This is a genomic window from Bacillus sp. 1735sda2, assembly GCF_024159245.1.
GTDB classification, from domain to species: Bacteria; Bacillota; Bacilli; order Bacillales; family Bacillaceae; genus Bacillus; species Bacillus pumilus_O.
In genome coordinates, this window is record NZ_JAMYWZ010000001.1 from 3,371,593 (window position 1) to 3,386,683 (window position 15,091).

Genomic DNA, 15,091 nt, shown 5'->3' on the forward strand with positions numbered 1-15,091 from the left:
CTCTATTTTATCACTTTCAATGATGATCCCAAAACAGTATTTTATCCTGTTCCTGTTTCCTTTCATTTACTGGTATAGACAACTATACTTAAAAAGGGTAAACTAAATCAAAGACAATGACTAAAGGGGGCACAATCATGAGCAGCTCTTTATTGCTCTCCAATATTCATATTGTGACAAAGACTGAAATGATTGCAAACGGTTTTGTCGGTTTACGCGACGGCAAGATTGACTATATTTCAACAACACCACCGACAGGAAATTATGAAAAAGTATATATTTCCCGGGAAAACTTTTATTTACTTCCCGGAATGATTGATATTCACATCCATGGTGGATATGGAGCAGATATGATGGATGCGACATCAGAAGCCATGAATACAATCGCTGATCACTTACCGTCAGAAGGAACGACAAGTTTTTTAGCCACAACCATCACTCAAAACCATCAAGAGATAGAGCAAGCACTTAAAAATGTCGCCCAGTGGAAACCATACAATGAAGAACAAGCAGGCGTTCAGGCACAATGTTTAGGTATCCATCTTGAAGGTCCTTTTATTTCGAAAGATAAAGCAGGGGCACAGCCTGTTCAATGGATAAAGCAGCCCAATCTCCCTCTTTTTAAAAAATGGCTGGATGCTTCTGAACACCTTATTCGAATTGTCACGTTTGCACCTGAAGAAGACCCTGACTTTGCTTTTCTTTCATTGTTGCAAGAAAAAAACATTATTCCTTCTATTGGACATACGAATGCCCATCATGACATGATTGAATTAGCAGCAAAGCATGGTGCTCGCCATGTCACGCATCTTTATAATGCACTGAGTTCGTTTCAGCATCGTGAACCAAACGCTGTAGGAGCTGCTCTTACGAACGAGGATCTTCATATTGAGCTCATTACGGATGGGATACACTCTCATCCACTTGCCATCAAGCTTGCGTATTTGGCAAAAGGAAGTGATCGTTTAATGATGATTACCGACTCGATGCGCGCAAAAGGACTCGGGAATGGCACGTATGAGTTTGGGGGCCAAACAGTCACAGTCAGTGGCGAAAAAGCTTTACTGGCAGACGGTACACTAGCAGGATCGATTCTGCGCATGAAAGATGGCGTCAAACGGATGAAACAGATCACACATTGCGAGTGGACAGAGATAGCAAAGATGACCTCAACTAATGCAGCCATTCAGCTAGGACTGGATCAGCAGCTTGGTTCGATTGAAGTTGGAAAACAAGCAGACCTTGTCATTTGGGATGAGTCTGGCGAACTAATGATGACGATCTGCCATGGACAAATCGTCTTTGAGAATAAGGAGGCCAATCACTAATGAACATCATTGAATTTGAAGATAAAGAACAATTAGGCAAAGAAGCAGCAGCCCTGATCGCGCGTACAATCGCTTCTAAACCAGATGCCGTACTCGGCCTGGCAACGGGGGGTACACCTCTTGATACATATCAAGAGTTAATTCACCTTTATCAATCACAACAATTGTCATTCAAACAAACAAAAACAGTCAATTTAGACGAATATGCAGGACTCGATCCAGATCATGAAAATAGTTATATGACCTATATGAAACGTCATTTATTTGATCATATTGATCTTCCACAGGATCAGTATTTCCTTCCAAATGGCGCTTCACCTGATTTAGAAAAGGAATGCTTAAGATATGATCAGCTCATTCAAGATATAGGCGGCATCGACCTGCAGCTTCTTGGAATCGGTCAAAATGGACATATTGGTTTTAACGAGCCCGGTACCCCATTTAACTCAATGACTCATGTCGTGCAACTAGATGAAAATACGCGGCAGGCCAATGCACGATACTTTTCTTCTATTGATGAGGTCCCTACACATGCCATCACCATGGGCATTGCGAGCATTCTTTCAAGTAAAAAGATACTCCTACTTGCATCAGGAAAATCAAAAGCAAAAGTGATACAATACTTAGAACAGACGGAGATACATCCAGACTTCCCAGCATCTGCTCTGAAACTTCATGAAGATGTGACGATTTTGATTGATCGAGAAGCTGGTTCTCTACGCTAAAGTTAAACACGAGAGGATTTTCACATGTTTATTGATAAGCAGTCACCTATTCCGATGTACCATCAGATTATGGAGAACTTGAAAAAACAGATTAAGGATGGAACATTAGCACCTGATACACTCATTCCTTCTGAAAGAGAATATGCCGAACGCTTTGGTATAAGTCGAATGACTGTCAGACAAGCCTTATCGAACCTCGTGAACGAAGGATATTTGTATCGACAAAAAGGAAAAGGCACCTTTGTGAGCCAGAAAAAATTTGAACAGCCGCTTCAAGGCTTAACAAGCTTTACAGAGGATATGCGTCAGCGTGGTCTCACCGCTTCAAGCAAGCTGATTGATTTTAAAAAAACCGTTTGTCCAGAGCACTTGCTACCTGTCTTACAACTCTCAAATGGCGATGCTATATTTGAACTCAAACGGATACGTCTCGCGAATGATGAACCAATGGCAATTGAAACGAGCTATATCCCTGAAGCATTTGCAGGAGATTTAACAAGGGAACATTTAACTGGCTCTATATATGAATATATAGAGGCTCAAACAGGCCTTACAATTGCTCATGCAAAACAAGAGCTTGAAGCGAATGTTGCTTCAAAAGAAGAAGCACACGTGCTATCTATTTCAACAGGTGATCCCGTGCTCTCAATCGCAAGAACGACTTATTTTCAGAATGATGTTCCATTTGAATATGTCCTTTCCGTTTATAGAGGGGATCGTTACAAGCTCATTCATACAATGGAAAGATAAACAGTGCCCTTATAAAAGGAGCACTGTTTTTATTTCCTAAGAAATGTTGCTTCACGATCATCTTTTGTATGAATTTTCCATATTGGTGAAATTGCTTTTCCTTGAAAACGATCCTTTGCTACGGTGTACCAATAATAATCTTCGTTTGGCTTTAAACCTTTCCACTCAAAGCTTGCTTTTTTACCGCTTTTTATGCCGCGTGCCTCTCCTATCAAAACATTTGTGTACACATTGAGTTCAAAATAGTTGGTTTTGACAGATTTCATTTTTGGTGTCAAATCCACATCGATTGAAAATTCATCTTGATCTCCATACGTTTTAGGATCGTAGAAATGCTCTTGATTCATGTAAGGTGAGTATGTCGTAAAATGAAGCTGATTTTTTTCTTGATCGGCTGTTATCAATCGCATAAACCCTTGTCCACCTTCAGGTCCTGACTGATAATCAGCGAGTATTTGATATACTTTCCTATCTACTTTGCCATCCTTGTCATCATCAAGCTCATCTACTTTTCTGCTAGCTCCGTGATAGTGTCCGCTAAATACCGCCACTATATTGGGATGGCGTTTCACTACCTGATGGAAGATGAGGTCGCCAATTGGACTGCGGTTACCACTGACCAACAAATACTCATGAAAGTTTAAAATGACGATACGGTCTGGATGCTCAGAAATCACACGGTTCAACCAATCAATTTCATCTTGCTTAATCCCCCAGCCCATGTATACCATCATATAATCATTGCCACCAGCAGAAATGAGATCATAATGGCCGCGATTGTTTTGATAGGATTCACCATAGTACGGTTTATTTGCAAAGCGTTTCTCACCGAAATATTTGCCGTATTCCGCATAAAAACCGTCCTTGTGTCGAACATCATGATTTCCTGCTAAAACTCCATAAGGAATTTGATGCTCATCTAACACGCGCATAAACGTATCAGCACGATGCCATTGTTTATCTTTTGAATCATCCACAATGTCACCTGTGTGGAACACATATTGAATGTTTAACTTTTCTCTTTGGTCTCTGATCCACTCGACCATTTGTTTAAAGATATGAGGATAGCTCTTTGCATAATATTGTGTGTCAGACATCCAAACCATTTTATATGGCTTTTGCGCTTTACTGATTTCATCCTGTACAAGCAAATCAAACGTATGATTTTTCATATACTGCCTGACTGACAGCAGTCCTTTTAGGTAAAATTCCTTTTGATCCTTAGCAAAATGATGAGTGATTTTATCCCACTTTTCTTGTTGATGATTCCATGCATACATGGTCACCTTCCTACCTGACAATGAACTCCCTTTCCACATCGCCTCGACGACATCCTTTTCACGTACTGCTTGATCAACCTTGATTTGAAAACGATGATAGGGAAAACGATGTAAATCCTTTGTTTCAACTGACTTACCATCAGCAAAGGCAATGCGATTCCTTTCTTGAGTAGAAAAGATCATTTCTCCTTTTTCGTTAAAGTTCTTTGGGGGTTCTGTCTCCGCTGCATATTTCAAAATCTTCATTGATGGATGCAGCGATGTATATTGATAGGCACGGTAAAAGGAATAATCCAGTTTATCATTCGTTGGGTCCTTGGTAAGCACAGTTTGCTTAGACGATTTCATTTTCGTCTTATCTGCTACACGTTCTGGTGGCTCAGGGTGTTCATGTACGGTCTTAAATTCTTTTTTCAACGTTGACATGTTTCCTGCGGCATCTTTTGCTTTAATTGTCAGCGTGTGCTCCCCCGGGTTTAATTCGCTAGAAGACGTCTGGTATGGCAACGAAATTGGTTTGCCATCTACATATGCCTTCATCTCCTCTATGTCACTCCAACGATCTGTGACCTTTGCTTTTAACGTAAATGCTCCTTTATACGGATCCTTTGTTTGGACGTTGGTCTTAATTTTTGGTCCTGTATTATCGACCATCACATGTACAGATACATGCTCGTCTGAGGTTTTTGCCTCAATCAGGTGTGGCCCTTCTTTCAACCTTCTTGTATCCCACTTCATATACGTTGAAACATAAGCTTTTTTTGGTATTTCAAATTGAAATGTTCTGACCTTTTTAGCGTTACTGTTGTCTCCCATTCTCCATTCTTTTTGCGGCATTGCATTGATTGGAGGAATTTGAGTTCCATTCGATAGAATCATTCGGACATTTTTTAGTTCAAAATCATCGTGATTCTCTCCAGGCAGCCGATCAACTGGAGAGGATTTTGTTCCTGCATGGAAAGAAATCGTTTGGAGACCTGCTTTTTTCATCTCTGCTTCTGGTATTGGCATTGTATAGGTACGATACACTTTAGTCGAATTATCAAAAATAGATAGTAAACGCTTACCTATAAACACACCATTTTTAAAATATAAATTTGTCCCTTTGACATCAAATGCAATATATGGATCTGCTTCAAGGGCAGAAAACACTTGCTGTTTCCGCTTTCCATCTATTAATAGTTCAATACTTTTTTTCTGATCAGACGTTGCCTTTAATGGAAATAATCCTGAAACCGTATCCCCTTCTTCTACATTGAATCGAAGGCCGTGTGATTTGCTAACTTGCTCCACATCAATCATTTTTTTCATCGTCATTGCTGTATTTTCACCGTCTGACGCTTCAAGCTGATATTCCAATTGTTCTTTTCCAATCAACTCAGGTGAGTAAAAAATATGATGAAATAATCGGTCGTTATGATCTTTTTGAAGCAGTATTTCCTTAAAATCATCTTTCCGATTTGTTCGATAGCGAAGCTTGACGGTTTTGACGACCTGATCATCCTGTACATCTGCTTTAATCTCTATGCTTTCAGTTGGTTTCACTGGTTTCCTCACTGTCATATCTTCAATCACAGGTTTGTGGATATCTTGAGACATTTCTTTTTTCTCAGATGGAATTTGTGCTTTTAGCACTTTTCCAGGCGTAGGCTCTTCTTCAATTTTCGAGATCAGTTTCATTTGCGACGTACCGTCCATTGGATATTTGAACAGCAAAGATTTATGCTCACTAAACCATGAAGGCTTCAAGCGAAATGCTGCTGAAGATATCTCCTCCCCTATATTCGTTGTAATGGAAACAAGACGAGATTTAGAGTTGGACAGCCCTTTGCTTTCGATGACAGAGACATGCTCTCCCTCTTTTAATTGACTTTTGTACATGGCATTGAAGTCCGCTACCGTTAAATGCTCCTGCCCTTTTTTCCTCAGCCAGAAAACATACGGTTTTCCAGGTGAAAGAGTCACTGGTTTAGTGTGAAAGGAATACACATCATCCATTTCAGTTCCTTGTGCAGGGTTGCGGTAGCGAAGCTGATAATGTTTAAGAGAGATAGGCTCATGTGTGGTGTTATATACCTCAATAAATTCAAATGCATCTTTGCCTTTGCGATTTTTTGAATTGACAACAATTTCTGTGATGACTAAGTCGGGAATGCGCGAAAGATCCTCTTCAAATCCATTTAAGTGGACAGATTGTTCTGCCGTTTTGATCACGGACTTTTGCTTGAGAAACTCTGTATAGTAACGAACGGTTGGATTCCATAATTGATCTGGTGGAATTTTCGCTGTAAATTCTGGCTTCATACCTGGCAACCGTTCCATTGGGATCAAACGGTACCCTAGCTCATCACTTTGTTTATAATACAAGTTCGCGGACAAAATTTGTTCCTGATCCGTAATAGACGCACGAAACTGGAGATCACGGCTTTTTTCCCCTAAAACTGGTCGGACATCCACATGAAAGGGATCAAAGATAAAAGGAGAAAAAGGCTTGTCCGGTATATTGACTTGTGTTTGAATAAAAGGCCCTGCTGAAGCAGGCTGATTGAAACAAAAAAGAATGATAAAAAAACATAAAAGCATGATTTGTCTGCTCACGTTCACCATCGTGCACCGCCTCCCTTCGGATATTGTGTCTCCTGAAGGAAGTTTTTATGTCAGATGAAACGGAGAAACAATACAAAAAGGGTCAAAAAAACCGTTAGCTTTTTTTCGCTAACGGCTCCACAATTCCTTTTTGTATCAACAGATGGAAAATGGATAAGATGACAGCCATCCAAATGGCCGTTCCAAACCCATCAATGTTAAAACTATCGCCCATAAAGCTTGATGTCATCATGAGTGTGATGGCATTAATCACAAACAAGAACAATCCTAGTGTGAGGACGGTTACTGGAAGCGTTAAAATGATCAAAAACGGCTTCACTAAAATATTGAGCAAAGATAAAATAATACTTGCCACAATGGCTGCGCCAAACCCTTCAATATAAACGCTGCCAAGCCCTGGCAGAATGCCCGAATCAAAATATCCAGCAATAACGATTAAAAGTAATGCATTGACTAAAATACTGACGATCCATCTAAACATTTAGTTAGTGCCTTCTTCCGGAACAACAAAATACCAGATGAAGTAGACCAAGAAAATTGGCATAAATGCTGTCATAAATCCGACGATAACCGTTAAAATGCGAAGCAAAGATGCATCGACACTTAAGTATTCGGCAAGTCCACCAACAACACCCGCTATTTTTTTATCTGTTGCTGAACGATAAAGCTTCTTCATGTAGAATCACTCCTTGTCTGATTGGTGCTTTACTTGTATTGAACCTGTTTTTGTTTCTGCAAAAATGGATATACTGTTCACTGCCTGTTGATTGGCTTTGATCATTTTTTCTTTTTGTAATGTCTCATTTTTCTCTTTAATCATCTCTGCATCAAGCAAATCGTGAGAAATAGACCCAAGATTGCTTTTCAGCTCAGCGGTCACTGCACACGCACGCGGGATCTGGACGTCCACACTGCCTGTTGTCGTTTTCGCATAAATGGAACGGCACTTCTCATCCGACAGCTGAACAGCAATGTTTCCGTTAAAGCTTTGGGCATCAATTGACTCACTTTTCCCGCGCAGGTCAATCAGCCCATTAATGGTTTCTACTTCAATCATACCACACTCGTGATCCGCCAGTTTAATTTGTCCGTTTGCTGTTTCAATTCCAACCTTTTCCGCCTGTAATGAGGCAAAAGAGACGACACCATTGGTGGTTTTCGCAGCAAGTTCTTTTGTCTTTAGCTTTTCCCCGCGAATCGGACCATTAAACAGTTTCACCTTGATTTTATCGTATTGGATACGCGGTACATATAAAGTGACATTGACTTTCATCGTCTTCTTTTCGGTCCGGATAAAAAATTTATCCCCTTCAAGGCCGCAGTCCAATTGATTGAGAAATTGCTGTCTTGCCTGCTCTCCGTCTTCTGCACGGTAGATTTTTGCATGGCATTCTGCTCGAATATCGCTATCGTCCCAAGGCATCACATTGAGACTGCCGTTCGCCAATTGAATATCTAAATGAGAGAGTGAGGCGTCTTTGAACTGGAAAATGTGCTCAACGTCGACCGACTGTCCAAAATTTAAATCAAGATCTACGTCTTTCACCTTTTTCACCGCAGAGTCTAACCAACCAAACAGTTTTGCACCAAGATTTTCGGTACCATTTCCTTTGCTCTCAGTACCAGCTTTTTCTTCATGAAAGGTGTGATCAGCGGTTGACTTTTCTAATGAAACAGACGGACTTTCCTCTAGTTTTTCAAGTAGCGTAATCGCTTCTTTTGCCGATAATGTCCCGTCTTCTACTAATTTTAAAATGCGTTCTTTTTCATTCATACAAAGCCCTCCTACGATTTGATGGATTGAAGTACTTTAATACCTTGAATGATATTCCAAATGACAGAGATCAAAAAGCCAATAGCGACTAAAAAGGACAAGATGAGCATCGTGATCACTGGCATGAGTGAGTCACTTGCCTGTGTTGACAATAAAAATGGGATAGACCCAAAAACGAGCAACACGCACGCTGCGACTGGCAAAACATGTGACCACAATGCCCGCAAGGCGTGCCGTTTCGGTTCCTTTTGGTCGACTACAAAATATGCCACGATTGGTACAATAAATGGCATGAAAAATACACTAAAATAACAAATTGATGCAATGATCGACTGATCTCTATTCATATATATTCGCTCCTTCATGATGAAAATTCCTTTCTAACTCATACGTTTATTGCGTAGCAAAAGTTTCAAAATCATTCGATTTACATATGACCTTAGACACAAATTACATCTTTTTGCACCTAAGTGTAGATTCTTCACGGATTACCCTTTAAAATATGTTGAAAAGATGGTGATTATCATTATAGGGGGTAATTATTTTGACAGATCATCATAATACTAACCAGACCTCTCAAACGCTTTTAGACCTTATACAGAAACAAAAAAGCATGAACAGCGATATGATCAGGGAGCTTGAGACCATTCATCCGTCTCATCCTAAGTATGGTGATATCCGTTATTTAAAGGTACTGCTCGACAGCAGCAGCACGCATATTTTGAAGGATTTAACGCAACTCAGTCATTTAATGCCAAAGGAAGATGCGCAATAAAAGAAAAACCCCTCTTAAAAGAGGGGTTTCAGCGTGTAGACAAACCCTCGCATTCTTTGTCAGGACTGCGTTCCGGTGCTCACGAATGTTTAATTCGCTCCACTCCGTTACTCGTCCTTCCTAGACTTCAAAGGTTTTCTATCACGCTGAAAAGAAGACAAAGGGCTAAAATAAAGATCATTTTAGCCCTTTGTCAACAATCTGAACCCCCTCTTAAAAGAGGGGGTTTTTTATGATGAAGTCACACTTTCTGTTTCTTTGACCAACTGTTTCATTCGTTTACGGTCACGCTCTAAAATCGGCTTTAAGTACCGACCAGTGTAAGAAGCTTTTTCTTTTGCAATCTGCTCAGGAGTCCCAGAGGCAATGATCGTTCCGCCGCCTGCACCGCCCTCTGGTCCGAGATCAACGAGGTAATCAGCAGCCTTGATAATATCAAGGTTATGCTCAATTACTAGTACCGTATCTCCGTTTTCGACCAAACGCTGAAGCACTTTTAATAAACGGGCAATATCATCCACATGCAGACCTGTTGTCGGCTCGTCTAAAATATAAAGAGACCTTCCGTTTGAACGACGGTGAAGCTCAGATGCCAATTTCACACGCTGCGCCTCTCCTCCAGACAATGTGGTCGCAGGCTGTCCAAGTGTAATGTACCCTAGTCCGACATCAAAAATCGTTTGAAGCTTCCGCTTAATTTTCGGGATGTTCTCGAAAAATTGGAGTGCGTCCTCCACAGTCATTTCAAGCACATCAGCAATATTTTTCCCTTTATATGTGACCTCAAGTGTCTCCCGGTTATACCGTTTCCCGTGGCACACCTCACAAGGCACATACACATCAGGTAAGAAGTGCATTTCGATTTTAATGATGCCATCTCCGCGACATGCCTCGCAGCGTCCACCTTTGACGTTAAAGCTGAATCTGCCTTTTTTATACCCTCGTACCTTGGCTTCATTGGTTTGTGCAAACACATCTCGCACATCATCAAATACACCTGTATACGTGGCAGGGTTGGATCTTGGCGTACGACCGATTGGAGATTGATCAATATCAATCACCTTATCTAAATGATCCATTCCTTTGATTTCTTTGTGCTGTCCCGGCTTCGCCTTCGCTCTGTGAAGTTTTTGCGAAAGTGATTTTAATAGAATTTCATTCACAAGCGTACTTTTCCCTGAACCAGACACCCCAGTCACAGCTGTAAAGACGCCTAGAGGGAACTTCGCATTGACGTTTTTCAGGTTGTTTTCTTTTGCACCTTTGATTTCAATATAGCGGCCATCAGGCTTTCTTCTTTCAATCGGTAGTGGGATAAATTTCTCTCCAGATAAATATTGTCCTGTTAAAGATTTCTTGTCCTTCATGACTTCTTCCGGTGTCCCAGCTGAAATCACTTCTCCCCCATGAACTCCTGCTCCAGGTCCAATATCAATCAAATAATCAGCGGCTAGCATCGTATCTTCATCATGCTCGACGACAATGAGGGTATTCCCGATATCACGTATGTTTTTCAATGTCCCGATCAATCGGTCATTATCACGCTGATGAAGACCAATAGATGGTTCATCTAATATATAAAGAACACCTGTCAGCCTTGACCCGATTTGAGTCGCCAAACGAATCCGCTGCGCCTCTCCTCCAGAAAGTGTGCCAGCGGAGCGGCTTAATGTGAGGTAATCTAATCCCACATTATTTAAGAAGGACAAGCGCTCTTTGATTTCGCGTAAAATGAGCTGAGCAATCTGCAAATCTTTCTCAGACAATTCGATTTGACCATATAAATCAAGGGCATCAGAGACAGACAAATCAGTGATTTCTCCAATATGTTTGCCATTGATCAGAACCGCAAGCGTTTCTTTTTTCAGACGATATCCTTTACATGTCGGACATGGCTGGTTCGCCATATATTTCTCCATTTGCTCACGAATATAATCCGAGCTGGTTTCCTTATAGCGTCGTTCAATGTTACGTAGAACACCTTCAAATTCAATTTCATTTTCACGTACCTGACCAAAATCATTTTCATATTTGAAATAAATCCGTTCAGAGCCGCTTCCATATAAAATTTTATCAAATAAATGCGACGGTATATCTTTCACAGGAATGTCCATGTCGATACCATAATGTGTACATACTGCCTCAAGGAGCTGAGGATAGTATTGTGAGCTCTGCGGCTCCCACGGGGCAATGGCATGCTGGCGTAACGTCAAATCCTTATTAGGAACGACAAGCTCAGGGTCAACTTCTAGTTTAGAGCCAAGCCCATCACAGCTCGGACAGGCACCAAAAGGACTATTAAACGAAAACATTCTAGGCTCAAGCTCACCAATAGAGAATCCACAGTGCGGACAGGCATGATGTTCACTGAATAACAGCTCTTCTTGTCCAATCACGTCAATCATCACACGGCCTTCACCTAGTCGCAGCGCCGTTTCAAGAGAGTCAGACAGCCGAGCCGCGACGCCTTCCTTCACCACAATTCGGTCGATCACGACTTCAATGGAATGCTTCTTGTTCTTTTCAAGCTCGATCTCTTCTGATAGATCTTCCATCTCTCCATCGACTCTTACTCGAACATAGCCCTGCTTTCGAATTTGATCAAGTACTTTGACATGTGTCCCTTTGCGGCCAGATACGACTGGCGCAAGCACTTGCAATTTCGTTCTTTCTGGATATTCTAAAATACGATCTGTCATCTGCTCAATCGTCTGAGATGTAATTTCAATCCCATGTATCGGACAAATCGGTTTTCCAACTCGAGCATACAAGAGACGTAAATAATCATAGATTTCAGTAACGGTTCCCACCGTTGATCTAGGGTTCCGGCTCGTCGTCTTCTGATCAATACTAATCGCCGGAGAAAGACCTTCAATGGCATCTACATCCGGTTTATCCATTTGACCGAGAAATTGGCGCGCATACGCTGAAAGAGATTCAACGTACCTGCGCTGCCCCTCTGCATAAATGGTATCAAAGGCAAGAGACGATTTTCCTGAACCAGATAAACCTGTGATGACCACTAACTGGTCACGCGGGATATTCACATCAATATTTTTAAGGTTGTGGGCTCTAGCACCTTTCACCTCTATTCGTTCCATAGCCATCAGGCAATCATCCTTCCGCTTTTAGCTCTAGCAATAGATCTCTTAATTCTGCTGCTTTTTCAAAATCAAGCGCTTTTGCTGCATCTTTCATTTCCATCTCGACTTTTTCGATCACTTTTTCTCTTTCTTTTTTGCTCATTTTCGAAAGCTTTGGTGCTGCTTTTGTTTCGTATTCTTCCGAATCCTCATGTATCTTTGTTGCCTTAATGACATCTCGAATTTTCTTATGGATCGTTTGCGGGGTAATCCCAAATTTCTCGTTATATGCTTCTTGCTGTTCTCGTCTTCGCTTCGTTTCTTGAATCGCAATGTCCATCGATTTCGTCATATTGTCTGCATACATAATGACCCGGCCTTCTGCATTTCTCGCCGCACGGCCAATCGTCTGGATGAGGGATCTCTCAGAGCGCAAAAAGCCTTCTTTATCCGCATCTAAAATCGCCACGAGTGACACTTCTGGAATATCCAATCCTTCACGAAGAAGGTTGATTCCAACAAGCACATCATATTTACCGAGACGCAAATCACGGATAATCTCAATCCGCTCAAGGGTCTTAATTTCTGAATGCAAGTAATTTACCTTGATTCCGATTTCTTTTAAGTAATCGGTAAGATCCTCAGACATTTTCTTCGTCAGCGTCGTCACGAGCACACGCTCATTTTTCTCAATCCGCGCATGAATTTCTCCAATTAAGTCATCAATTTGACCTTCAATTGGACGCACTTCAATAATTGGATCAAGTAAACCTGTTGGACGGATAATTTGTTCCACAACCTCTGGGGTTTTCTCAAGCTCATAAGGACCCGGAGTGGCAGATACATGCACAATATGATTGATATGCTTTTCAAACTCATCAAAGGTGAGCGGTCTGTTATCAAGTGCTGAAGGCAGACGGAATCCGTGATCAACCAACACTTGCTTTCTTGCTTGGTCCCCGTTGTACATCGCGCGGATTTGCGGGACCGTCACATGTGACTCATCGACAACAATCATAAAATCATCTGGGAAATAATCAAGCAATGTATAAGGGGTTGAACCAGGAGGACGCAAGGTCAGATGTCTTGAGTAATTCTCGATTCCTGAACAAAAGCCCATTTCTCTCATCATCTCAAGGTCATATCTTGTCCGCTGCTCAAGGCGCTGCGCTTCTAGCAACTTTCCATTATCTCGAAGCTTTTCGAGCTGTTCCTCAAGCTCTTGTTCAATATTAACAATCGCTTTTTCCATTTTTTCTTCTCTAGTGACGAAGTGAGATGCTGGGAAAATAGCCACATGTTCACGATCACCGAGTATTTCTCCAGTCAGTGCATCCACTTCTCGAATACGTTCAATTTCATCACCGAAAAACTCCACTCTGATACAATGCTCATCACGTGAAGCAGGGAAAATTTCAACGACGTCTCCTCGTACTCGGAAGGTTCCGCGCTGAAAATCTATATCATTACGAGAATACTGAATGTCCACCAGCTTACGTAGAAGCTGATTGCGTTCAATCTCCATTTCAGTACGTAAAGACAGCACAAGCTCTCGGTATTCCTCTGGCGAACCTAAGCCATAAATACAGGAGACACTGGCAATGATGATGACATCTCTCCGCTCAAATAATGAAGACGTAGCGGAGTGTCTCAGCTTATCAATCTCATCATTGATGCTGGCATCCTTTTCAATAAATGTATCCGTCTGAGGCACATACGCCTCTGGTTGGTAATAATCATAGTAACTTACAAAATATTCGACAGCATTATTCGGAAAGAATTCCTTGAACTCGCTGTATAGCTGACCGGCAAGTGTCTTATTATGCGCAATGACAAGTGTCGGTTTGTTCACTTCTTTAATCAGATTGGATACAGTAAAGGTCTTTCCCGTACCTGTAGCACCTAACAGCGTTTGATGCTGTTTCCCCTGATGGATCCCCTCAACAAGCTTTTCAATTGCCTTCGGCTGATCTCCTTGGGGCTGATAGTTAGAAACTAATTCAAAGCGGTCACTCACATCAAAGCCTCCGTTTCGTTACGAAATCTATCTAATGAATATATTATCATAAAAGAACACAAAAATACGAACTAAAGTTCGGCTCTTGCTTGATTTTTATTTCCAATACAGTCATACCCTCTCTTCAATACCAAATAACCCTCTTGCGAAAACCTTCCTTTCAGTATGGAACATTTTGGTGAGAGATATGCGATGAGCAGAAAAAGAGAACAAAAAGAAAGCTGCACTCACTAAAATTCGTAAGCACAGCTTAAAAACGTCACCTTTCGGCCTCACACGCTCTTGATAATCACATCAATGATGTTTTTCAGCCTTTTCTCTCTTTTCAATTTCTTTTTTAGCCATATATAATGCACCAGCTACTAAAGAAATGATATCTAATCCTACAATAAAGTAGGTTTCTGTATAGCCCTTCATATACGAGGCAAATAAAAGCGCTGCTGTTAATGCAATGCCCACATAATGATTATAAGTCACCTTTGAAAATAAAATAACGAGCAGGAAAGGAAAAACAAGTGCAAATATGGCTTTTGTAATCACAAAAACCCTCCCTCTTCATGATCTACTCCCTTGATTATAGTAAAGTTTGGCATATTGAACAATTCACAGTTTTCAATTTCCCCTATTTTTCTTTCTGTTCGGAGACTTTTGTTTTAGATATAGTAGGAAATTAGTGAGAATGTCCCCTTTGTAAAGATAGGTCTTTCCGTCTTTGACAGTCACATCCAATAAATTCTATGATTAAAATGATA

Annotated in this window: 12 protein-coding genes; 4 read left to right on the forward strand and 8 right to left on the reverse strand. The window is 41.1% G+C overall.

What is annotated here, in order from left to right:
* Window positions 1–137 precede the first annotated feature (137 nt).
* Genes nagA through NKR21_RS17720 form a run of 3 tightly spaced genes read left to right on the forward strand, consistent with a single transcriptional unit; the run spans window position 138 to window position 2,803 of the window.
* Window positions 138–1,328 carry an N-acetylglucosamine-6-phosphate deacetylase gene (nagA, locus tag NKR21_RS17710; protein WP_144455477.1) on the forward strand — a complete coding sequence of 397 codons (1,191 nt, stop codon included), beginning with the start codon at window positions 138–140 and terminating at the stop codon, window positions 1,326–1,328.
* Entirely contained in the window at window positions 1,328–2,053 is a 726-nt protein-coding gene (gene nagB, locus NKR21_RS17715; RefSeq protein WP_012011381.1) for a glucosamine-6-phosphate deaminase, read from the forward strand. Before nagA ends, nagB begins: the two co-directional genes overlap by 1 nt.
* Window positions 2,054–2,077: 24 nt before the next feature.
* A complete protein-coding gene (locus NKR21_RS17720) occupies window positions 2,078–2,803 on the forward strand; it encodes a GntR family transcriptional regulator (RefSeq protein ID WP_012011382.1) in 726 nt (241 codons plus the stop codon).
* 29 nt (window positions 2,804–2,832) lie between these two features.
* On the opposite strand, the gene NKR21_RS17725 is transcribed toward NKR21_RS17720, so the two are convergent.
* From NKR21_RS17725 to NKR21_RS17745, 5 genes are all read right to left on the reverse strand, one after another.
* A complete protein-coding gene (locus NKR21_RS17725; protein ID WP_144455475.1) occupies window positions 2,833–6,690 on the reverse strand; it encodes a lamin tail domain-containing metallophosphoesterase family protein in 3,858 nt (1,285 codons plus the stop codon).
* Between the two features lie 94 nt (window positions 6,691–6,784).
* Entirely contained in the window at window positions 6,785–7,171 is a 387-nt protein-coding gene (locus NKR21_RS17730) for a phage holin family protein (RefSeq protein ID WP_012011384.1), read from the reverse strand.
* Window positions 7,172–7,366: a PspC domain-containing protein gene (locus tag NKR21_RS17735; RefSeq protein WP_012011385.1), complete on the reverse strand. Its 195-nt coding sequence runs from the start codon at window positions 7,364–7,366 to the stop codon at window positions 7,172–7,174.
* 6 nt (window positions 7,367–7,372) lie between these two features.
* Entirely contained in the window at window positions 7,373–8,464 is a 1,092-nt protein-coding gene (locus NKR21_RS17740; protein WP_012011386.1) for a DUF4097 family beta strand repeat-containing protein, read from the reverse strand.
* Window positions 8,465–8,475: 11 nt separating this feature from the next.
* On the reverse strand, window positions 8,476–8,811 hold the full coding sequence (locus NKR21_RS17745) for a hypothetical protein (RefSeq protein ID WP_012011387.1): 336 nt from the start codon (window positions 8,809–8,811) through the stop codon (window positions 8,476–8,478).
* Between the two features lie 197 nt (window positions 8,812–9,008).
* Here NKR21_RS17745 and NKR21_RS17750 point away from each other — a divergent pair, with 197 nt between their 5' ends.
* Window positions 9,009–9,239, forward strand: coding sequence for a hypothetical protein (locus NKR21_RS17750; RefSeq protein WP_144455473.1), 231 nt, complete (start codon window positions 9,009–9,011; stop codon window positions 9,237–9,239).
* Between the two features lie 230 nt (window positions 9,240–9,469).
* Here NKR21_RS17750 and uvrA read toward each other — a convergent pair whose 3' ends face one another.
* From uvrA to NKR21_RS17765, 3 genes are all read right to left on the reverse strand, one after another.
* Complete coding sequence (uvrA, locus tag NKR21_RS17755; RefSeq protein ID WP_144455471.1) at window positions 9,470–12,346, reverse strand: excinuclease ABC subunit UvrA; 2,877 nt, start codon at window positions 12,344–12,346, stop codon at window positions 9,470–9,472.
* Between the two features lie 7 nt (window positions 12,347–12,353).
* A complete protein-coding gene (uvrB, locus tag NKR21_RS17760; protein WP_144455469.1) occupies window positions 12,354–14,339 on the reverse strand; it encodes an excinuclease ABC subunit UvrB in 1,986 nt (661 codons plus the stop codon).
* 294 nt (window positions 14,340–14,633) lie between these two features.
* Window positions 14,634–14,879: a CsbA family protein gene (locus tag NKR21_RS17765; protein WP_012011392.1), complete on the reverse strand. Its 246-nt coding sequence runs from the start codon at window positions 14,877–14,879 to the stop codon at window positions 14,634–14,636.
* Window positions 14,880–15,091 lie beyond the last annotated feature (212 nt).